Origin of the sequence: Pseudoalteromonas sp. MM17-2, assembly GCF_022347945.1 — a bacterium.
In the GTDB taxonomy this organism is placed as follows: Bacteria; Pseudomonadota; Gammaproteobacteria; order Enterobacterales; family Alteromonadaceae; genus Pseudoalteromonas; species Pseudoalteromonas ruthenica.
In genome coordinates this window covers 150860-172862 of sequence record NZ_JAKRFV010000002.1, presented here as the reverse complement: position 1 = coordinate 172862, position 22003 = coordinate 150860, and the positions used below count along the sequence as shown (strand labels likewise).

The window sequence follows — 22003 nt, the reverse complement described above, 5'->3', positions numbered from 1 at the left end:
AACAACGCCCCGAACCAAGCGGGGCGTCACACCGGAGATATTCGTAGTACGAAGATCTCCTGATCTTCTGAGCGGCCTAGGGCCAAGCTTGGCTGCGGGCTATATCTGCACGATAAAAACCGCTGCGACGTTTAGCAAAGTTGCCTTGGCTAAACGCAAAACGCGCATTACTAAGAATGCGCGAACATCAAATAAAACAAAGCCAACGTAAAGAGAACCTTGTTTGAAAATCTGCTGCATGAGAGATACGGCTGCATCACCTCATTCGTGGCGACTATTATAGAGGTAAGGTTTATATTTAGCAACCACCTAGCATGACTAAAGGCCAGTATTAACAAGGCCTTTACAATAAAAAAGCCAAGCAAATGCTTGGCTTTTTTAATTTGGTGCCGTGGGCGGGACTTGAACCCGCACGAGCATAGCTCACCACCCCCTCAAGATGGCGTGTCTACCAATTCCACCACCACGGCTTAATTTTTTAGTTTGGCACGTCTGGATTCGTGCTCTTAGGCTCTTCTACTGGTACATCAGATGCTTCTTCAGTCACCGTCTGTGCAGCAGGTGCTGATTCTAGGTTTTCCCACTCGTCGGTCTTTTTAATTTGACCCGCAGTTAAGTTACCCAGCACGATGCTTAGCACAAAGAAGATAGTTGCTAATACTGTGGTTGTCTTAGTCATAAAGTTACCAGCACCTGACGAACCGAAAACGGTTGCCGATGCACCTGCACCAAATGAAGACCCCATATCAGCGCCTTTACCTTGTTGAATTAGCACGAAACCAACCAGTGCAATTGCAACAATCAAATAAATTACTAATAGAATTTCGTACATTTAATATTATCCTTTTGCACTTTCACAGATGCTGACAAAAGCGCCTGTTTTTAGACTTGCACCGCCGATAAGGCCGCCGTCTATATCTTGTTGTGCAAATAATTCTTCACTATTCTTTTCGTTTACGCTACCGCCATACAATATGCGTAAGCCTTGTGATAGGCCCTGATCTTGCTGGGCAATTTTATCACGAATAAACTGGTGTATGTCTTGAGCTTGCTGCGGCGATGCAGTTTTACCTGTGCCTATAGCCCAAACCGGCTCGTATGCTATCACAGATTGTGATAATGCAGCCACACCTAATTTTTGGATTACCGCGTCAATTTGAGCACTAATCACTGATTCTGTTTCACCCTGTTCACGTTGCTGCTCGGTCTCTCCGACACACAGCACAGGGATAAGGCCCTGCTGTTGCGCCATAGCAAACTTATTTGCTACGTCCTCGTCAGACTCACCAAAAACATGGCGACGCTCAGAGTGCCCAACTAAGGTGTAAGTGACACCTAGCTGTTTAGCCAGCGCCGCTTGGGTCTCCCCGGTGTAAGCGCCCGCTTCATATTCAGACACAGTCTGTACGCCCGTTTGCAAGCCTAATTTCACAGCTTCTGCTGCTAATAAGGCGGGAACAAACAGTGCCACATCGACTTCTTGGCTATTAATATCTTCTAAAACATTAGCCATTTCATTGAGCAATGTTTGAGAACCATTTAACTTCCAATTACCAGCCACTAAAGGCTTACGTGATGCCATGTTTTACTCCATGTCTGAAAGCGGACGAGATAGTACCCCGAGTCATTTCAACTTACAAGTAGTTATTTATGCAAACTTGTTTAACTGCTCACACTTTCAACAACTTGCGCTATTTTACTACTTAAATCCAGTACTTGTTTTTCGTGCTCAGCTTCAACCATCACACGAACCACCGGCTCAGTACCCGATTTACGTAGCAGTACCCGCCCTTTACCAGCGAGCTCCTGTTCAACCTCAGCGACAACCTGTTGCACAGTGGCTGCTTGTGTTGGGTCACTACCCGGTGCATAGCGCACGTTAATCATATTCATCGGGTATTTAACAAACCCTTGCCCTAAATCGCGCAATGTTTTGTTCGTCGTGACCATAGCCGCAAGTACTTGCAAGCTGGAAATAATACCGTCACCGGTGCTGATTAAATCTAAGTTCAGCACGTGGCCTGAACTTTCACCGCCGATTTTCCACCCTTTTTGCTTTAATAGTTCCATCACATAACGGTCACCCACTTTCGAGCGAGCAAAGTCTATTCCTTTCTCTTTAAGGGCATTTTCAAGACCCATGTTGGACATCACCGTACCTACCACGCCACCACCAAGCTCTCCTTGATGGTGCAGTGCGCTGGCAATGATGTAAACGATATCATCGCCATCAAACACTTGTCCTTTGTGGTCGACCATCATCACCCGATCGCCGTCACCGTCATAAGCAATCCCTACATCGGCCTGCTCTTCAAGCACTTTGCGTTTCAGTGCGGATACATCGGTGGCGCCACACTCAGCATTTATATTCAAGCCATTCGGCTGACAAGCATAAGGGATCACCTCTGCACCCAGCTCTTGCATAACAGCAGGCGCAATGTGATAGGTTGCGCCATTGGCACAATCGAGGACTATTTTAAGCCCTTCTAAAGAATGCCCTTGCGGGAACTGGCCTTTACAAAATTCAATATAGCGGCCATCTGCACTTACCAGACGTCGCGCTTTACCGAGCTTTTCAGAAGGCACACAGGTCATATCACTGTCGAGCATGGCTTCTATTTCAAGTTCAATATCGTCGGCTAGTTTAAGGCCATCGCTGGAGAAAAACTTAATACCGTTATCGTGATAAGGGTTGTGTGAAGCACTGATGACAATGCCCGCTTCCGCTCTAAAGGTTTGCGTTAAATAAGCAACCGCTGGTGTTGGCATTGGACCAAGTAAGACGACATCAATGCCCGCTGCGATAAGCCCGGCCTCTAAAGAGGTCTCAAGTAAGTAACCGGAAATGCGGGTGTCTTTGCCGATAATAACTTTCCTCGTTCCCGTTTTAGAGAGAACTTTACCAGCCGCCCAGCCTAGTTTAAGAGCAAATTCTGGCGTTATCGGGTATTCACCAACCTGACCTCGCACGCCATCGGTGCCAAAATATTTACGTGTTGTACTCATGTTTTCTCCTAATCTTGTACTTGCAAAGGGGCCTGGGTGGCTTGGAAAACCTTTACAATATCCGTTGTTTCTTGCACATCATGCACGCGCACAATGCGCGCGCCCTTTTGCATACAGATTAATGCGCCCGCTAAGCTTGCGCTGAGACGCTGATCTGCATCTCGATTTAATAATTTCCCGAACATTGATTTCCGCGATAGGCCAGTGAGTACTGGGTATCCTAGTTGCTGTAGTTGCTCAAGCTCACTCAATAATTGATAGTTATGTTGCAGTGATTTACCAAAGCCAAAGCCGGGGTCGATAATAATGTTCGTTTTACTTATTCCAGCTTCGATACATTGCCGCGCTCGCTCATGTAAAAACGTGCCCACCTCTTTGGTGACATCATTGTAATCAGGGGCATTTTGCATTGAGCGTGGTTGCCCGCGCATGTGCATAATGCACACAGGAACCTGAGCGCTGGCTGCTGCGCTGAGTGCCCCAGGTTCTTGCAGCGCGCGCACATCGTTGATGATATCTGCACCGGCCTGAACCGCCGCTGTCATCACGCCGGCCTTACTGGTATCAATGGAGATGACGCAATCACTGCGCTCGCGAATGGCGTTGATCACGGGGACCACCCGCTGCAACTCTTCTTGTTCAGCGACATCGTCTGCGCCTGGGCGCGTTGACTCGCCGCCCACATCAATAATAGTGGCGCCTTGCTCTAACATCGATAGGGCACGGTTGACAGCGTTGTCTAGGGTATTGTGTTGGCCGCCATCGGAGAAGGAGTCCGGCGTGACATTTAAAATCCCCATGACTTGGGGAGTGCTGAGATCCAAATAACGATCTCGAGGAAGTGTTAACCTTGTCATTACTTACTCTGTCTATGAAGGTCTTCCAAGTACCGGTTAATCAATGGCTAACTTGGGGAAAGGAAAAGCCCCAAACTGTGTTGGGGCTATTGGTTTTTACTCTTTGTCGTCAGAGTTCGGCTTATCGACGTTATTATCGTCTTGTGCCGTTGCTTCATCGGCCAGCTCACCTTGCGATTTAGCTTTGGCATCTGCTGGAGGCTTCTGATCGTGGGCATCACGTGGTGGACGCACCTCGCGACGCTCCATCAAATCATCGATTTGCAGCGCATCAATGGTCTCATACTTCATCAATGCGTCTTTCATGGCATGCAAGATATCAATGTTATCACGCAAGATTTGCTCTGCACGCTCGTAGTTTCTATCTGAGATATCACGTACTTCTGAATCAATCAGTTTGGCTGTGTCATCAGACATGCTGGCACTGCGTGATGAGCCTCGGCCCATAAACACTTCGCCTTCTTCTTCAGCGTACAGTAGCGGGCCCATTTTCGCGCTTAAGCCCCACTGCGTCACCATCTTACGAGCAATTTCAGTGGCCCGCTCAATGTCGTTACTAGCACCGGTTGTCACTTTCTCATCGCCATAAATAATGGCTTCAGCAATACGGCCGCCGTACAAGCTAGAAATCATTGATTCCAAGTGCTCTTTCGAGTGGCTCACTCGGTCTTGCTCTGGCAAGTACATGGTGACACCTAAGGCACGACCACGTGGAATGATTGACACTTTGTACACTGGGTCGTGCTCTGGCACGATACGCCCGACAATAGCGTGACCGGCTTCGTGATACGCAGTCATCTCTTTTTCTTCCTCAGACATCACCATTGATTTGCGCTCTGCGCCCATCATGATTTTATCTTTGGCGGCATCGAATTCAGCCATGCTCACAACACGCTTGTTACCACGAGCAGCGAATAGTGCGGCTTCGTTCACAAGGTTGGCTAAGTCAGCACCAGAGAAACCAGGCGTTCCTCGAGCGATAACCGAGGCTTCAACATTATCGGCCAATGGCACTTTACGCATGTGCACTTTTAGGATCTGCTCACGACCGCGAATATCTGGTAAACCAACGACCACCTGACGGTCAAAGCGACCTGGGCGAAGTAATGCAGGGTCCAGTACATCCGGACGGTTGGTTGCAGCAATAACGATAATACCTTCGTTACCTTCGAAACCATCCATTTCTACCAGCATCTGGTTCAAGGTTTGTTCACGTTCATCGTGACCACCACCCATACCAGCACCCCGTTGGCGACCTACGGCGTCAATCTCATCAATAAAGATGATGCAAGGAGCGGCTTTTTTCGCTTGCTCAAACATGTCGCGCACCCGGGATGCACCCACGCCCACGAACATCTCAACAAAGTCAGAACCTGAAATTGTAAAAAACGGTACTTTCGCTTCACCAGCAACAGCTTTAGCAAGCAAGGTTTTACCTGTACCAGGAGGGCCTACCATGAGTACGCCCTTAGGAATACTGCCGCCCAATTTTTGGAACTTGGATGGGTCGCGCAAGAAATCCACTAGCTCGGTAACGTCCTCTTTGGCTTCATCGCAACCAGCAACGTCAGCGAAAGTAGTCTTCACCTGATCTTCGCTCATTAAACGAGCCTTACTTTTGCCAAAGGACATCGCGCCTTTGCCGCCACCACCTTGCATTTGTCGCATGAAGAATATCCATACGCCAATAAGCAGTAACATTGGGAACCAGGAAATGAAAATGCTTGCCAGTAAGGACTGCTCTTCAGGTTGAACACCTTTTACGTTGACATCATTTTTGAGTAAGTCATTGATAAGGTCTTCGTCATACATAGGCATGGTTGTTTGAAAACGCTCACCACTGGTTTTAACTCCAGTGATTGCGCCTGTTCCACGGTCTATCACGACTTCGCGCAACGAACCGCTGCGTACATCCTTGACGAATTGTGTGTAACTCGTTTGCCTGTCTAAATTGTCGGAGCCGTTAAAGCTTTGAAAAACCGACATCAAAACAACGGCAATAACCAGCCATAGTATTAAATTCTTTGCCATATCACTCAAGGTGTTAACCTCTTGTATCCAAATTAATTAAATTCAACTTTTCCCGACAACTGTACTACAGTTTGTAGCCCGTAGCTACTACATATACCTCACGGGAACGTGGGCGCGACGCATCGGGTTTACGTATTTTTACAGTGCGAAAGCTGTCACGAACGTCTTTGACAAACTGATCAAAGCCCTCACCTTGGAACACTTTAACCGCAAAGGCACCGTTTTTCTTTAGCACTTGGTGACACATATCCAGTGCCAACTCTACCAGATACATGCTTCCCGCTTGGTCGGTACTCATATTACCGCTCATATTCGGGGCCATATCCGAGAACACCACATCGACGTTCTGCCCATCTATACGCTCGAGCAACGCATTTAGCACAGCCTCTTCGCGAAAATCGCCTTGTAAAAAGTCGACCCCAGCCAAAGAGTCCATAGGCAGGATATCACAGGCGATAACCTGACCCTTGTCGCCCACCTTCTGCGCCAAGTACTGTGACCAACTTCCTGGGGCCGCGCCTAAATCGACAACTGCCATGCCGGGTTTAAGTAATTTGTCTTTGTTTTGGATTTCATCAAGTTTGAAAACCGCGCGCGACCGCCACCCTTGCTTTTGCGCTTCATGCACATAATGGTCGTCGAAATGCTCTTTCAACCATCGCTGGGAGCTCGCCGAGTGCTTCTTATTCGCCATAAATTAACACGCAACTAAAATAGTAATATCTGCTAGATGGCGTTAGAATACCGATAATTCAAGCTCGAATCAGCAAAATTTGAAAATCTATGAAACTATCGAATAAACAGAAGCAATACCTAAAAAGCCTCGCACACCCACTTAAGCCTGTGGTTTTGTTGGGTGCTAACGGCCTGACCGAAGGGGTGATTGCCGAAATCGACAGTGCTTTGGACATCCATGAGCTCATTAAGGTTAGAGTGCCAACCAGTGATAGAGAAACTAAAGCACTTATTTTTGATGCCATCATCCGTGAAACGGGTGCTTACAAAGTGCAAAGCATTGGTCATATTTTAACTATTTATCGCCAAAGCGAAGAGCGTAAGCTTCAGCTGCCTCGCGGGTAGTCACGAACGCTTATAAAAAAGGTCGGCTCATGCCGACCTTTTTTGTTTCAACGCCCACTTTTATGCCGGTTGTGACATCGCCAGCAACTGATCAAGAAATTGCGTGGTCAACTCGTTAATTAAACCTGTTTCGGCATTCAGCAGCAGACTAAAACCCACATTTAAACGGGGGATCACCACAATATCGGTGCGATAGCCCTGCACCCAACCGCTGTGATAAAAGATGGTCTCATCATCATAATCATAGATACGCCAACCCAGGCCATAATGTGCCTCATTTACATGTTTTCGCCACACGCGACGATAGCGCTCCTTTTTGGTCACCGTGTAAGGACGCACTTGTGCCTGTAACGCCTCAGGCGGCAGCACACTGGGGTACATGCCAAGCTGTGCTTTGAGCCACTGCACCATATCTGCGGCGCTGGCATTGACGCCTGCCGCTGGGGAGACCTTGTAGTAATTTTTCTTTAACCGCGCCGTATGCCAACGTTTTCGCCCGCGCACATGGGGGTAAGCAAAGTTTTCATCCCGCACCATACCCTCATAACCAATACTGGCATGGCGCATACGTAACGGTTTAAATATAAACTCTTGCATCCATGTTTCGTACTCTAAGCCGCTGGCATTACGAATCACATCACCGACCATAGCAAACATCACATTTTGATACCCGTAGCACTGCCCTGGTGTGCATAATGGCTCAACTTTCAATAACTTTGAGACGATATCCGGATAGTCCATGCGTGACTCAATAAGGTTATCATAGGCGTTAGGCACTAATCCGCTGGAGTGACTTAATAGATGCGCGACTTTTAAATTGTCCCTATAAACGGTATCATTAAACGCGGGTAAATATTTTTGCACCGGTGCATCTAGATTAAGTACACCTTGCGCCGCCAGCTTAGCAGCTAACGAACCGGTAAATGTTTTCGAGACCGAGGCAAGTCGAAAACGGGTATTTACGTCCACTTGTCGGCCTTTTCTTATTTTTGTTTTACCAAATCCTAAGGCGATGGAAGGAAAGTCAGGGTGAACAATAGAAAGCGCGGCCCCGGGCACTTTTTTTTGCTCCAGTTGACGTTCTAAGCTCGCCACATAATTATCAACAAACCGGTGCCATTGTTTAGCATCGGTTGCCTCGGTGTACGGTGGCTGTTGTTCAGCATAAGAAAATGCACTAAACGCAGCAACAAAGAGAATAACTAAGAACTTCATTTTCATTATTATAGTTATGGCAATGCTGAATCATAATCGCAGAATAATATCATGAAGTTTACAGTAAACTCACGTACAATGCTGCGGTTCAACTTGCTGGGATATGAGTGAATGAGTGTAATTGAGAGTTATGGCACTATGAACAAGCATTTATTAGTAACTGCCTTTAGCGCGTCAGTGCTATTGGCCAGTGGTTGCACCACTATGGAAACGACCTTGGCACCGGTCCCTGAAAAAGTACGGATGCCAATTAAACCAAGCCTAAGTGAGCGCACCTACATACTCGAGTATCAATACGCGCACCAAGCGCCGCGTGTAAAATCAGTGCAATTGCCCGCACACCCTATTACACGAGGCCAAAGTGTGGTCATCGAAAGTGAGCAGGTGGCATTAACCGAGCGCCTGCGCAACCGCCTAGTGGCTATTTTAAATGATAAGCAACTAACGGTAATCAGTGACCGCAAGCAAGCCGATTATGTATTAAGCATAAACCAGCTAGATATCAGTGAAACCGAAAGTATCGAATATCAACTTGCTAACGCCACCGTGTTTGGCGAAAGTGATTTGGCGCAGCAGTTTACCACCAAACAGTGCAGCAATATTCTTGGCTCCGTGAGCATGAAGCTTTCCCATCAAAGCTCTCAAGATGTTGTATGGTTTGCTAAATCGTCAATAGACACCGCCAGTTTCCAACGTAACCCCCTGCGCTACAAGCTGGTAATGTCTGATCACATAGAAAACCTTGAGCAAGTGCAACAGTTTGTAAATACTCACAATGCACCCGATGCGATGCAAAAACGAGGGGCTCAGCCAGCACCGCAAGCACCTCAATACATAATACGCACTAAAAGTTCGGGCTTAAGTAAAATAGCAGGAGCCTGTGAGCAAGCTGAAGTCAGTGCTTTAGTCCCTGATTTACATTACTATTTAAGTGGTATTTTGCTAGAGAAGATCAACGTAAACTAGTCCCCTTTGGTCACGCATGGCGGCTTGCTGCCATGCTACATTTTCTTACAGACTTGGCCGCTAGGGATCGGTACACTGGAAAATAAAAAACCATTACCACTATGCGCGTCTTAACCTCCCTCATTATTTTACTTGTTAGTTTTGCTGTCTCTGCGAGTAACCGCTATTACTCAGATAATAGCCTTGAACCACAACAGGGTTTTAACTGGGACTGGAGCGTAGGTCTGGGCTACTACGTCGAGGACTCGTATCTTGTCGGTTTGGACTCTTACGATGATGGCCTTGAACCCAATATTAACTTAGTGCTCAGCTACGATAAGTTTTATCTCGACGTGGACAATAGCCAACTCAGTGGTGGCATGGTCATTGGCTATTCACTCATCGATAAATATGATTGGGGCTTGGATATTCTTGGCACCAATGTGCAATCCGGTTTTGATGAAACAGGCTTAAAGTTATACGACCGAGATGTGATAGATGCCCTCGCGGGTATCGACCGACGTCACTATGATTTTGACATGGGTATTAGACTATCGCGGCGCTTTGAGAGCAGCCAATTATCTTTTGAGTTACTTCATGATGTCACTGATACCCACAACGACTGGGTATTTACCACGTTTCTATCGAGCATTCGGCAATATCGCAACTGGGAGTTTCGAGGTGGTCTAGGGTTTAATGTGTATGGTCGTGAGTTTAGCGATTATTACTTTGGTATCGATGAGCATGAAAGCACCGAAACTCGACCGTATTATAAGCCAGATATCGCCTATGCGGTAATGCTAGAGCTCCATGCTGAGCACCCACTATCACAGAATTGGGTATTCCTTGCAGGCTGGTTATCAACCTATTTCTCGGGTGAGATCAGTGACAGCCCTATCATTTCTCAATCTTATCAGCATAAAGCCAAGGTAGGCGTGCGTTATGTGTTTTAGATTAGCCCTCGCCCTCATCGGCACAACCGTGTTCCCGAGTGCACCCTTAGCACAGCAAACCACGGTGCCAACGCAGGCTTTATTGGCAACGCCCAATACCTGTGTAGCACTGCGTCAAGGCCGCACCTGTTATTCTGATATCGAGTTGCAATGGCAAGTGGCCAATGACGCAGCTTATTGCATCCGTGAACAAACCAAACAGCAGCCTCTGCATTGCTGGCAAGGACAACGTCAAGGCTATATTATCGTCGATTTTGCCAGCCCTAAAGCCGTGCGCTTCGAACTCTTTCCAAGAGCATCAGGCGAGACCATTGCTGACACCGAAGTGCGAGTGCAGTGGGTTTATACCAATGGACAGAAAAAACGTCGCTGGAGATTATTTTAGATGCAGCAATCACCCCATATTCTTGTTGTTGAAGACGACCTCTCTCTTAGCGAGTGGATGCAAGACTTCCTAAGCCAAAATGGCTATCAGGTTGGCTGCTGTGGTAACGGCAAGGAAGTAGAAGGCTATGTACAAAGTCATCACCCTGATTTGGTGTTACTCGATGTCATGCTTCCAGGAATGGATGGCATAAGTGTCTGTACACGCTTACGGCAATTTTATCAGCAGCCGATTATTATGTTGACTGCGCGCGATGATGAATTAGATGAAGTCATCGGCCTCGAGGTGGGTGCTAGCGACTATATCGCCAAGCCGGTACGCCCTCGAGTTCTGCTCGCTCGCATTAAAGCGGCGTTACGCCCAGGCAGCGACGAGCAACCGCCCAAAAAAGAACGCGAGAGCATTCAAGTGGGCGGTCTCAGTATCGATACTGAAGCGCGACGCGTCAGTTTTAACAATAACGAGGTGGCACTGTCGAATGCCGAATTTGCCTTGCTCTGTTACCTTGCCCAGCATGCCGGTGAAGTGGTAGACAGAGATTCCGTGTTTCGTGCCGTTAAGGGACGAGAATACGATGGCCTTGACCGCAGTATTGATGTGGTGGTCTCGGCGCTGCGCAAACACTTTAATGACAATGGCAACAAGCCGCAGCGCATTAAAACCATATGGGGCAAAGGGTACTTGTTAGTAAAGGATGCGTGGAGTTAGCTCCTAATCGTGCGCTTATATGAAAAAACTGTACTTATCTTTGTTGTGCACAGCGTTAATTTCTGTGGTGTTGCTAAGTTGGCTTATCGACAGCTTCGCTAGTGGCCCAACGCAACAGGATGACTTCACACAACAACGAAAAGTGCTTGCAGGGATGGTCTCTTACCTTAGTGAGTACGAGGCGAAAAATCAGCAGCAAGGATTGGATGCGCTAAACCAACACTTCAAACTCGATATCGGTCTTGAGAATAACGCCACGTTAGCCCTTCCCCCTTCTTTAATCACCCAGCTGTATAGTAATTCCGGACTAGTACTTGCGGATAACCAAGGCCTTTATTTAGTGCGCGCTGCCGACAGCTTACATGGGAAGCACCTCACCATGCGCCTACCCAAACCCAAAGCGGCGGATCATGACTTGCTACTCACGGTGTTATTCTACACCGGGGTCAGTTTGTGTATGTGGCTCCCTCTTATCCCCCTCACCCGCCGTATTAGCGTGCTCTCTAATGTAACCCAACAGTTTGCTGACGGTCATTTAGAAAAACGTATTAGCGCCAGCCGCTGGAGCTATACCACACAATTAGAGCGACGCTTTAATGCCATGGCGGAGCAAATTAATGCGCTACTGGATGAAAATAAACTGATGGCGTCGAGCCTCTCTCATGACATTCGTACACCCATTGCCTGCCTGCGCTTTGGCTTGGATGCGGCAATTGAAAGCGACGAGAAAGGCGCGCAACAGCGCTACCTCCAGCGTATGGAAAAAGATTTAGACACCATGGAGTCGATGCTCAATAGCTACCTGAGCTATGCGGCTCTGCAACAGCAAACTCAACAATTAACCTATAGCCAAACAAGCGCGTCGCTCTACTTGCACGATATTTGCGAGCAATTACAAGTGCAAGCGAAGGCCAATGGGCAACATATTGAGGTACGCTGCTCAAATACATTAAAAATAAACGCCGACCTGCACTGGCTAGCGCGAGCATTGATTAATATTTTGGGTAATGCTCTTCGCTATGCACGCCAATCAGTAACCGTCTGTGCAGATATTGACGGTCACTTTCTAGCGATTACGGTTGAAGATGATGGCCCCGGGATCCCTCAGGCAGAACGTGCGGCAATATTAAAACCTTTCTATCAAAGTGCCAAACACCGCTCTGCGCAGGGTTATGGATTAGGCTTGGCCATATGTCAAAAAGTCATGGTCTGGCATCACGGCTACTTAGTAGTGAGTGAATCAAATTCTTTAGGCGGGGCAAAATTCACCCTTAAATTACCTCTGTAACCTTCAATTTACATTCCCTACACTGAATCACACTTGGTCGCAAATAAGCTCAAACAGCGAGATTACGGCCCTTTATGATAGGCGACCTTTTTTCTATGTACAGCGCGCTTTACCCTGCTATACGGGCAATAAATGCCCCCGTGAGCTTTTTATTTCATGGAAATTACAGTAGATTGGGAGCGCCGTTCACCTACAGAGAAATATAATAATATGAGTGCGTCGCGTGGGGAGTTTAGCTCCCGTTTTGGTTTTATAATGGCCGCTGCTGGCTCAGCGGTCGGACTCGGTAATATTTGGGGCTTCCCCACCCAAACAGCCTCCAATGGCGGGGCTGCTTTTGTATTGGCTTATTTAGTATTGGCGTTTTGCTTAGCCTATCCCGCACTGATGGCGGAATTGGTCGTTGGTCGCTATGGTCAGGCCAATGCGGTGGCATCGCTTAAGAAAGTGTCGAACCATCGCTGGCAACATCCCTTAGCCTTTATTGTTGGCTTTGGCGGCATCATTTGTGCGGGGTTAATTTTAAGCTTTTACGCCATAGTGGCGGGTTGGATGATCAGCTTCACTGCTGAGCCAGTAGCGCAACTAGCCGGGCAGAGCGAGGCTGCCAATTGGCTGACTAACCAGTCACTGTCACGCAACTTACTCTTTGCAGGCGGCTTTATTCTTCTGACCGTGATGATCATTAGTAAGGGCGTTGAAAATGGCATTGAAAAGTGGTCAAAACGATTGATGCCAGCGTTACTAGCGATTTTATTCGCTCTGATCGCCTACGTAATGAGCCAAGACGGCGCGACACAAGGATTAAAGAACTACTTGCTGCCTGACTTTTCTGCGCTATTTGAACCGGCGCTGCTGGTCAGTGCTTTAGGCCAAGCATTCTTCTCGCTGTCGTTGGGCACCAGTGTGATGATCATTTATGGCTCGTATATCTCTAAAAGCGAAAACCTCGTTACCCTAGGTGCATCGGTTACCTTAATTGACGTGTTTATTGCCTTTGTCGCTGGCCTTTTGATAATCCCGGCGATGTACGTAGCACAAGCCCAAGGTGTTGAAATATTTGATGCCTCTGGCAAGTTACTTTCTGAAGACACGCTGGTTTTTCAAGTGTTACCGGCACTTTTTGATTCCATGGGAAGTGCGGGGCTGTATGTGGGTTTTGCCTTTTTCGCCTTGATGAGTATCGCCGCGCTAACCTCGTCTATTTCCATGCTTGAAGCACCTGTGTCTTATACCGTTGAGAAGTTTGGTCTTAACCGCCGCCCAGCAACCTGGGTGATCGGCGTACTGATTTGTTTAGTGAGCTTCACCATCATTTTCAACTTCGAGCAACTATTTGGCTTCGTGATTGCGCTAACAACACGCTTCGGACAGCCCCTACTTGGACTTATGTGTTGTGTTTTTGTGGGATGGATTTGGCATCGAGCCTCGCTGCTCAAAGAAATTCAGTCTGGTTGCCCTGAGGCAGCGAATAGCTGGTTCTGGAAAATCTGGCCTTGGTATATCAAGTTCGTTTGCCCCATTTGTATTTCCTTGGTGTTCATCAACTCGCTGCGCTAAAATCCTAGTTGGTCAGCCGCAATAAGTTACTGCGGCTGACTCCCCTGCTCAACAGTGCATATCGCTTTATTTCGTCCTTGTGCTTTTGCTTGGTATAGGTTTTCATCTGCTTGTTTAATCATGCTGCGCCAGTCCTCAGGTGCAAACCCACAGGTGATGCCGCCAACAGAGACACTAACACGGTGATAGTCCGAGTGTTTATGAGGTAAGGCTAACGCCCTGACACCGGTGAGTACCCGCTGTGCGATAAGTTGTGCTCCGCTTGCATCGGTATGCGGCAAAATAACCGCGAACTCCTCCCCTCCTAAGCGGGTTACAAAGTCTGTCGAGCGCATTAAGCTGCGCGTGAGTACTTCAGCGATCTGTACCAACGCCGCATCCCCGGCGAGGTGGCCGTAGCTGTCGTTGTACTTTTTGAACCAGTCCACATCAATCAGCAAGGCCGATATTTCCGGTGTTTCATGGCGACTGGATAACTGCAGCATGGTGGACTCAAGGTAGCGGCGATTAAACACTTTTGTGAGTGAATCAACCATGGCCGCTTCTTTGTATTCATCGAGCATTTTCTTGTATTTTAAATGGTGCATTACTCGCTTGTACAAGGTCGTTAAGCTGTAGGGCTTACGCACAAAGTCACTGCACCCAGCATCCCAAAAATCAACTTCGCGCTGGGCATGCTCCTCACTGCTGACCATTAATACCGGAATATCATCAAAACGGCTGTGCTCTCGAATTCGCTGACATAAAACAATACCGTCCATGCCTTGCAAACTAAATTCGGTGATCACGATATGCGGGGCAATGTCCATAATAAGTCGCAGCGCAGCTTCACCATCACGGCAGCGCTTAACATTGAAATAAGGGGATAACACCTCTCGCAGTAAATCAAAGTCGGCATCACTGTCTTCGACAATTAAGACAGTACTATCGTCGATAGCTTCTCTTAGGTGTTCTTCGACCTCTTCAGTATCCGGTTCCATCGGGGTGTCTGTTGCACTCAAGTCGCCCTCCATTGAGTCACTGGCGTTGTAATGCCCAGCCGGTGGCTTGTCTGCTAGTTACTTTTATTCCCTAAAGGTAGGAGATATGAGCCATTAAGCAACTTTCGCGCGGGTAACCTAAAAGTGGCGGGATGTTAGCGCTTATACAAATACATATCCTGGTGCTCAATGCCATCTTCCAGATAAGGCGACCCTCGGGTTACAAACCCCAATTGCTGATAAAAGCCAAGTAAATAGGTCTGTGCACTTAACATCACCGGACGTTCACTAAAAAACTGCTCACACACGCCTAGAGCATGCTCCATTAAGCGCTGGGCTACCCCTTGTCCTCGCGCATGGGGCAACACGAGTACGCGTCCGATAGCCACACTTCCTGACTTGTTGATACAACGCGCATAAGCACACAACTGATTATTCTGATACCCTAAAATATGTTTGCTCTTGGCATCAATATCGCCATCGTCTAGCTCTGGGTAGGGGCAGTTCTGCTCGACGACAAAGACATCAACACGAGCACGCATCAAAGTAAATAATTCGGTGGTTGTCAGCTCATCAAAGCCTTTACATAGCCAGTGTATCGTCATACTCATATCCCATTAAAAAAGCCCAGCGATGCTGGGCTTAACGCTTTCTTGTTCTGCTAACTTAGTGAATTAAGCGCTCTAATTGGTCGCAGATCTGCGATAAATTCACATGATCGTGCTCGATGGTCAAATCAATGTACCCGTCGGAGCGAAACGCGCGATCTAGCTCAATTAAAACATGCGTTTTATGTGCTTCGGGGACAAACGATAACTCCACCTCTTGAATACCAAACATGCCGCCGCTTTGCGGTCGATACTCAAGTTCTTGATAGCACCCAGAGGTAGAATGGAAGCTCGGTGCGCGCAAATAGCCTTTTTCAACATCGGCTTTCATTAACCTAAAGCCCAGCCTATCCATTGCCTGCATACAGGCTTTAACAGCTTCGTTAGGGTAAATATGCAACGGATCGCGATCGCTGGCGTCAATGGCCAAATCGATATTTAAACCTGTTTGAATCCATACATGGGTTTGGTTGTAACCGGCGATAAATTCGGTGATCGGAGTTTCAGAATGCAATCGTGCTTCAAACGGAATACGTTTTTCTTCACCAGGTTGTAAGGTCAGCTTCTCGCCCACACGCCACTTTTCAATAATATGATTAGTAAAGTAATCGCCATCATCTGACTCTACTTTTACGCGGGTCATCAAGGCCAATTCCAAACCAGAAATATCTTGTTCTACTTCACCCCCTTTTATAATGATTTCGGCATGAAACTTTTGCCCGGGGTGTAAATGCTCAGTTTGTAGTACCGTATCGACTTTGGCGGCACCAATTCCTACAGAGGCCAGGATTTTTTTAAACATCACTTCTCCTGTTAATGAATCCTTTATTGCATCTTAACCACAATTGCGCACCCTTGTCAGTGAAAACTTATGCAAACCATAAAAAAACTTCAATCACGATTAAAGCGAGAGGAAATGGGCCCTGGCATACATAGTATTTTCAATAACTTCTACAATTAGTTACACTGATTACACCTGCACTAAGATAGCACTTTTATGGAACTGATCTTTTTTGCCGTTGCCTTTGTTTGTGGTTTTGCCGCCTATCAAGTAAAACTTCCCCCCATGGTTGGCTTTTTGGTAGCCGGATTTGTCTTACATATGGCTGGCTATAAAACCACTGCATTATTGGATCAAATCGCCGCGTTGGGGATCACCCTATTGTTGTTTAGCATAGGCTTGAAGCTCAAAGTATCGAGCCTGATGAAAGTGCAAGTGTGGCTCCCCGCCAGTGCCCACATTATTATTAGTACCGCATTGTTTTGTGGCTTTTTGCTACTGCTCGGGGTGTTCGCCCTGCCCCTCTTTATCGACCTGAACTGGCAAACCGCATTATTGCTTGGCTTTGCGTTTAGTTTCTCCAGTACCGTTTTTGCCGTTAAAGTGCTTGAAGATCGCGGTGAGATGTCGAGCCTCCACGGTAAAATATCCATCGGCATCTTGGTCATGCAAGACATCTTCGCGGTGCTATTTTTAGTAGCCAGTACTGGCAAATTACCCAATTACTGGGCGATTGCCCTGATGGTATTGTTACCACTGATGCGCCCAGTCATGTTTTGGATATTAAACCGCTCCAAGCACGGCGAACTACTGCCCCTGTTTGGCTTCTTTTTCGCACTTGTCGCCGGTTATCAAGCTTTTGAATTTGCAGGCATAAAAGGCGATTTAGGGGCCTTGATCTTAGGAATGATGTTTGCCAGCCACAAAAAAGCGGGGGAACTCGCTAAGTCATTACTGAGCTTTAAAGATATTCTTCTGGTTGGTTTTTTCTTAACCATAGGTCTTAATGCCGAGCTTACCGCCAGTGCATTGGTTGCAGCTATCTTGGTGGTCTCTGTGCTGGTCTTTAAAGTCGCGCTTTATTATGTGTTGACTAATGCTGTGCGCCTACGTGCGCGTACTTCCCTATTGAGTGCTTTTACGCTTGCCAACTACAGCGAGTTTGGCCTTATTGTCTGTGCGCTAGCCGCAAGCAGTGGTTGGCTGTCGTCACAATGGCTGGCTGTGGTTGCCACGGCGGTCGCCATTACCTTCGTGATCGCTTCACCGTTAAATGCCAGAGCCAATGATATCTATGTAAAAATAGAGCGTTGGCTACTGCCTTTTGAAAGTGACTCGCGACTGCCAGAAGAGCTACCTGTGAATCTACATAATACCCGCATCGCTATTTTTGGCATGGGCCGCATAGGCACCGGTGCCTATGAGACTATAGCCCAGAGCTTCCCACAAGCGGTGGCGGGGATCGATATTAAACCCGAGGTGGTGGCTCGTCATGTCAAGCGTGGGCGTCGAGTGGTCACTGCCGATGCCACCGATCCTGATTTTTGGCAACGCTTAAACCATGCGAAGGTGGAAATGGTGATGTTAGCCATGCCCAAACACAATCAAAATATCTTCGCCTTAGAACAGTTACAAGCTTCAGGGTATGAGGGGCAAGTGACCGCCATTGCAAATTACCCAGATCAGCAAAAAGAGCTCGAGGAATTGGGCGTAAACTCTACTTACAACTTCTACCTTGAGGCCGGTAGTGGTTTCGCTGAGCATGTCAAAGAGAAAATTTCACTTTCTTAAATAATCCCGCTTTTAGGTAAGTGATAACGCGTTTTATTTAGTTATCACTTACTTATCAATTTTGTACCTTGTCACCAAGCTTGGAACGTTCCGAATACAGGTGTGGCGCTATTTACAAAGCTTTACACGGTTGTTGGTAATAACCGTAAAAAAAGGAGTAAACTAGGTCTATACAGTGATGTAAGTCACTATTTTTAACACAGAATTTAGCAAAGGCAACCAGATTACATTCGTTAATATGCAATTGCCGATGTGTGTAGGAGGTTGATTATGACCATCGACAATAAGCAAGCAACGCACAGCAAACTTGATAAGCAGCAAATGCGTGAATTGCAGTCGCAGCTCGACGATATTCAAGACTCAGGTGTGACTCCGGAATTTTTACGTTACGTACTATTCCAAAAAATGCTCGATGTCTATCAAGTGCCAAAAGATCATGCCCTGCGCGGTGACAGCACCCCAGAGCGCTTAGACGACCCGGCCTTGATCAATCATCTACATCAGTTAGGTTTTGCCAAGCGCAGCGCCTACCACTAACTACTTTCTGAGGGCCTACTCCCTCATTTAATAGGCTGGCAATGCCCGTCGCCAGCCTATTCCTCTAACTTACTTTTTATGCCACTGGTTTTTTCATCGCACCCGCTTTGCGCTTAGGTTTTAGGCTTGCGAAAGAATCGCGCACCGGCTTGGTGTAAATAGCCCAGATAGAATCATGCCCGGCATCGTATTGACCGACCCCTATAGTTACCTTGCCCACTTCATCGGCGCGAATGAGGGTACCAAATAACCGGTCCCATATGGCTAAGGCCGACCCTAGGTTAGTGTCGAAATGCTGCGGATTGTCGCTGTGATGAATCTGATGTTGCGCGGGACTAATCAACCATTTTTCAACATGGCGCCCCCAACTCAGCCACACATGCGAATGCCGCAAGTTTGACCCCATGGCATTAAAAGCGAACACGAAAATGTTAGCACCGAGAATGTCCACCATGGATAACTTAGTCCCGAATAGGTAGTAGCATACACCGACCACCATCCCTTGTGAGAGCGCCATACGGCAGGCATAAAGGTAACTCTCTAGCGGGTGAGAGCGATAAATGGTGAAAGGGGTCAGCACTTTAGCAGAGTGGTGTACCTTGTGGTAATGCCACAAAAAAGGCACCTTGTGTAGTGCGTAATGCAGTAAAAACCGTGAAAAGTCATCGGCTAAAAACAGCAATACGGTAAAAATGATGACCACGCTGGTTTCACTCAACGGCATCGGCGCCCGCAAACCAAACGCGCCCTCTAATAACTCCGTTGTCGCCAGCGCCACTGGCACCATGGTCAAAATAATAGGCGTAAACAACAGCGCCTTAAGCACACGGTTGTATATCCATAATTGATAGTCTTGGCGGGCACTGGGTGCCCACCAGATTTTTTTTGCGAACACATAGCGAAAAAAGCCACGTGTTGATTTCTTGCTCTTACGCAAGCCATAAGCAAGCGCAGCTAAGATAAGGGCCATGATGCTGTAACCAATAAAAATACGCTTATTGGCGTCAAATAGATAATCCGGCGTTTGCGCGATGCTTTGCCAAATAGTCTCTAGCATGGCCCGACCCTCTTAGAACTGGTATTTATAACCAAGCGACAGCGTCCGTGGTTTACCCGGTCGCGCCCCATAAGGACGACGGCTGACGATGTTGTCTTGGTCAAACAGGTTATCTACCTTGGCATACACGCGGCCATATTGGCCAAGCTCATAATGAGCCGCGATATCAACCACGGTGGTTGCCGGCACTTCTTGACCCGCTAAGGCGACATCAAAGCCCTCGTAACCGACGCCTGCCGTTTCTGGCATATCGCTGACATACTTAATGAGCATATCAACCGCCCAATCTTTATGTGCCAACCCGATACTGAGCGTCGCTTGGTGCGTTGGCAAGTAAGGCAGTCTATCGCCAGGGCGAATGTAACCCCACTGCACAAACTCAGAGAACAACGCTTGTTTGAACTCGCTTTGCGTATAGGTATAAGTCAAACTCATAGGAATATCGAGTTGCAGATTTAACGGATAGGTTTGAGCTATTTGCGACTCGACTCCCCACACATCCACCTCGCCACCGCTGAATTCTTGATCAAGCTGACCTTGGCTGCCGCAATTTGACTGGCCACAGCTTTCAATCAGGTTAGCGTAATCATTGAAGAAGCCGACCATTTCAAATTGGGTGATGCCGTCGTTATAACGACCACCAAATTCATAGTTCACGCTTTTTTCAAACTCGTCTTCGCCATCACGCACTGGCGCTGACGGACTAGCAGGAACAAAGCCTTGGTGAACACCAAACAGCAAGCCGCTGTTATCATCTAACTGATAAAAGCCGCTGATCCCTGGCAACCATACACGGGTGGTTTTTTGTTGCCAATCATCAGCAAAACCCGACTTATCATTTTGATAGGTCATGTCCATCAACTCGCCGCGCACGCCAACACCTAAGGTTAGCTTATCTATGGTCACCTGATCTTCTATATACACCGACCAGGCATCGGTGCTTTCTGTGTTCTCGGTGGTGAACCGACGGGTCTCGGCGATGGCAGTATTAATGCCGTCAACCATGGCATAGGTGTCTTCATAGTGATTACGCTCAATCTCATCTTGGTGGAAACGAACCCCAAACGAGACTGTGTGCTGCAAGCCAAACAGCGGTACTTGCCAATCACCATCGAGCTGAATGCCTTGTGAGTAGTACTCACGGTCATTGGTGCCCATATTTAAAAAGTAATTGGTTTCACCAGCGAGCACAGAATCGCGCTGGCCACTTAACACCTGATATTGACCAGCGAACTGCTCAGGGTTTGCCAAAATATCAGATAAGCTAGCACTGCTGTTAGACAGGCTATTTAGCTTTAACCAGGCGCGCTCATAATCGTTACGGTAAACCCGCGTCGTTAGGTTTACATCTTCAGCGCTTAGCTGATAGGTAAACATCACTTGCGTATGCTTAGTATCCATTTGTGCCGGCTGGGATGCGGCATAACGGCGATAAGGGTTAGCCTTGTAATCGGCGTCGGTGAGGCCTAAATAGGTCTCATCGGAGAGCTCATCGGCGTAAGAAAGCTTGACCTCAAAACGCTGGTCGAAACGCTGGCCTTCCAGCTGATAATCCACTTTGACCAGTAAATCGTCTTTATCGAAGCCGGTATCACCGCCGCCATCGAGCTCTTTAAAGCCATCACTTTGTAAGTGCACCCCTTCGACTAAAAAGCCAAGGTTGCCTTGGCGGTCGCCATAATAAGCATGGGCTTTTTTGTAGCCATCTCCACCGACAGATAAATCGACGCCACCAATACGATAATCTGGCACTTGGCGGCTGACCATATTCAGTGTTCCGGCCACGGTTTGTGGGCCGTATTTTATCGCCGCTGGCCCTTTAAAGACCTCCACCGCCGTCATCCGCGTGGTTAACGGGAAGTAGTAAGCGGCGGGCGCAGAATAAGGAGCCGGACCAATCAACACCCCGTCTTCTAAAATGGTGATCTTCTTACTACGCTCTGGCGTCACCCCACGAAAGCCGATGTTCGGGCGCAAGCCGTAGCCGTCTTCTTCGCGTATGTTGACCCCAGGTACCTGTGATAGCACGCGGTGAATATCGTCAAATTCAAACTCTTCAAGCTGCGCTTCACCTATTAAGGTGGCCGAGCCTGCTTCGGTGCGCAATTTGTCGTGGTGGCTAATAATTTGTATATGCTCGAGCTCTTTATCCGCAGCAAAAGCATTCAATCCAAATGCCGCAATACTCACGGCTAAGGCAAGTTTACTGTGTTTCATCATG

21 protein-coding genes and 1 tRNA gene are annotated in these 22003 nt (G+C 47.6%); 9 read left to right on the top strand and 13 right to left on the bottom strand.

What is annotated here, in order from left to right:
- Positions 1 to 384 precede the first annotated feature (384 nt).
- The 7 genes from MHM93_RS02455 to rlmE all read right to left on the bottom strand — a co-directional run bounded on the left by MHM93_RS02455 (position 385) and on the right by rlmE (position 6588).
- A tRNA-Leu gene (locus MHM93_RS02455) sits at positions 385 to 470 on the bottom strand.
- Between the two features lie 8 nt (positions 471 to 478).
- Positions 479 to 832: a preprotein translocase subunit SecG gene (secG, locus tag MHM93_RS02450; RefSeq protein WP_053910337.1), complete on the bottom strand. Its 354-nt coding sequence runs from the start codon at positions 830 to 832 to the stop codon at positions 479 to 481.
- Positions 833 to 838: 6 nt separating this feature from the next.
- A complete protein-coding gene (gene tpiA, locus MHM93_RS02445; RefSeq protein ID WP_053910336.1) occupies positions 839 to 1582 on the bottom strand; it encodes a triose-phosphate isomerase in 744 nt (247 codons plus the stop codon).
- Between the two features lie 80 nt (positions 1583 to 1662).
- Positions 1663 to 3006, bottom strand: coding sequence for a phosphoglucosamine mutase (gene glmM / locus MHM93_RS02440; protein WP_053910335.1), 1344 nt, complete (start codon positions 3004 to 3006; stop codon positions 1663 to 1665).
- A gap of 8 nt (positions 3007 to 3014) precedes the next feature.
- Positions 3015 to 3863 carry a dihydropteroate synthase gene (gene folP, locus MHM93_RS02435; protein WP_239447864.1) on the bottom strand — a complete coding sequence of 283 codons (849 nt, stop codon included), beginning with the start codon at positions 3861 to 3863 and terminating at the stop codon, positions 3015 to 3017.
- 96 nt (positions 3864 to 3959) lie between these two features.
- Entirely contained in the window at positions 3960 to 5894 is a 1935-nt protein-coding gene (ftsH, locus tag MHM93_RS02430) for an ATP-dependent zinc metalloprotease FtsH (protein WP_022945705.1), read from the bottom strand.
- 64 nt (positions 5895 to 5958) lie between these two features.
- On the bottom strand, positions 5959 to 6588 hold the full coding sequence (rlmE, locus tag MHM93_RS02425; RefSeq protein WP_053910333.1) for a 23S rRNA (uridine(2552)-2'-O)-methyltransferase RlmE: 630 nt from the start codon (positions 6586 to 6588) through the stop codon (positions 5959 to 5961).
- A gap of 89 nt (positions 6589 to 6677) precedes the next feature.
- Here rlmE and yhbY point away from each other — a divergent pair, with 89 nt between their 5' ends.
- Positions 6678 to 6974, top strand: a complete 297-nt coding sequence (gene yhbY / locus MHM93_RS02420; protein WP_239447862.1) for a ribosome assembly RNA-binding protein YhbY — start codon at positions 6678 to 6680, stop codon at positions 6972 to 6974.
- 60 nt (positions 6975 to 7034) lie between these two features.
- Here yhbY and MHM93_RS02415 read toward each other — a convergent pair whose 3' ends face one another.
- The gene (locus MHM93_RS02415; protein ID WP_239447860.1) at positions 7035 to 8189 is read right to left on the bottom strand and encodes a serine hydrolase domain-containing protein; all 1155 of its coding nucleotides are present in this window, start codon (positions 8187 to 8189) and stop codon (positions 7035 to 7037) included.
- Between the two features lie 111 nt (positions 8190 to 8300).
- Between MHM93_RS02415 and MHM93_RS02410 the strand changes: the two genes are divergently transcribed.
- The 6 genes from MHM93_RS02410 to MHM93_RS02385 all read left to right on the top strand — a co-directional run bounded on the left by MHM93_RS02410 (position 8301) and on the right by MHM93_RS02385 (position 14028).
- Positions 8301 to 9155 carry a hypothetical protein gene (locus MHM93_RS02410; protein ID WP_239447858.1) on the top strand — a complete coding sequence of 285 codons (855 nt, stop codon included), beginning with the start codon at positions 8301 to 8303 and terminating at the stop codon, positions 9153 to 9155.
- Between the two features lie 101 nt (positions 9156 to 9256).
- Positions 9257 to 10087: a MipA/OmpV family protein gene (locus MHM93_RS02405; RefSeq protein WP_239447856.1), complete on the top strand. Its 831-nt coding sequence runs from the start codon at positions 9257 to 9259 to the stop codon at positions 10085 to 10087.
- Positions 10077 to 10472: a DUF3019 domain-containing protein gene (locus MHM93_RS02400; RefSeq protein WP_239447855.1), complete on the top strand. Its 396-nt coding sequence runs from the start codon at positions 10077 to 10079 to the stop codon at positions 10470 to 10472. The genes MHM93_RS02405 and MHM93_RS02400 overlap by 11 nt, the downstream gene beginning before the upstream one ends.
- Entirely contained in the window at positions 10473 to 11180 is a 708-nt protein-coding gene (locus tag MHM93_RS02395; protein ID WP_239447854.1) for a response regulator transcription factor, read from the top strand. It begins immediately after the preceding gene.
- Positions 11181 to 11199: 19 nt separating this feature from the next.
- Positions 11200 to 12468, top strand: a complete 1269-nt coding sequence (locus MHM93_RS02390; protein WP_239447853.1) for an ATP-binding protein — start codon at positions 11200 to 11202, stop codon at positions 12466 to 12468.
- Between the two features lie 210 nt (positions 12469 to 12678).
- Positions 12679 to 14028, top strand: coding sequence for a sodium-dependent transporter (locus MHM93_RS02385; RefSeq protein ID WP_138588722.1), 1350 nt, complete (start codon positions 12679 to 12681; stop codon positions 14026 to 14028).
- A 26-nt stretch (positions 14029 to 14054) separates the two neighbouring features.
- On the opposite strand, the gene MHM93_RS02380 is transcribed toward MHM93_RS02385, so the two are convergent.
- The 3 genes from MHM93_RS02380 to MHM93_RS02370 all read right to left on the bottom strand — a co-directional run bounded on the left by MHM93_RS02380 (position 14055) and on the right by MHM93_RS02370 (position 16418).
- Positions 14055 to 15029, bottom strand: a complete 975-nt coding sequence (locus MHM93_RS02380) for a diguanylate cyclase (RefSeq protein ID WP_239447852.1) — start codon at positions 15027 to 15029, stop codon at positions 14055 to 14057.
- Between the two features lie 134 nt (positions 15030 to 15163).
- Entirely contained in the window at positions 15164 to 15613 is a 450-nt protein-coding gene (locus tag MHM93_RS02375) for a GNAT family N-acetyltransferase (RefSeq protein ID WP_275444083.1), read from the bottom strand.
- A 61-nt stretch (positions 15614 to 15674) separates the two neighbouring features.
- On the bottom strand, positions 15675 to 16418 hold the full coding sequence (locus MHM93_RS02370) for a sporulation protein (RefSeq protein ID WP_053910327.1): 744 nt from the start codon (positions 16416 to 16418) through the stop codon (positions 15675 to 15677).
- A gap of 195 nt (positions 16419 to 16613) precedes the next feature.
- Here MHM93_RS02370 and MHM93_RS02365 point away from each other — a divergent pair, with 195 nt between their 5' ends.
- Both MHM93_RS02365 and MHM93_RS02360 read left to right on the top strand, forming a co-directional pair.
- Positions 16614 to 18188, top strand: coding sequence for a cation:proton antiporter family protein (locus MHM93_RS02365; protein ID WP_239447851.1), 1575 nt, complete (start codon positions 16614 to 16616; stop codon positions 18186 to 18188).
- Between the two features lie 270 nt (positions 18189 to 18458).
- Positions 18459 to 18725, top strand: a complete 267-nt coding sequence (locus MHM93_RS02360) for a hypothetical protein (protein WP_022945719.1) — start codon at positions 18459 to 18461, stop codon at positions 18723 to 18725.
- Between the two features lie 76 nt (positions 18726 to 18801).
- Here the strand turns inward: MHM93_RS02360 and MHM93_RS02355 are convergent, their stop codons facing one another.
- Both MHM93_RS02355 and MHM93_RS02350 read right to left on the bottom strand, forming a co-directional pair.
- Positions 18802 to 19782: a sterol desaturase family protein gene (locus MHM93_RS02355; protein WP_239385317.1), complete on the bottom strand. Its 981-nt coding sequence runs from the start codon at positions 19780 to 19782 to the stop codon at positions 18802 to 18804.
- A gap of 12 nt (positions 19783 to 19794) precedes the next feature.
- Positions 19795 to 21999 (bottom strand): TonB-dependent receptor, encoded by a 2205-nt coding sequence (locus MHM93_RS02350; protein WP_239447850.1) that lies wholly within the window; start codon positions 21997 to 21999, stop codon positions 19795 to 19797.
- Positions 22000 to 22003: the final 4 nt, after the last annotated feature.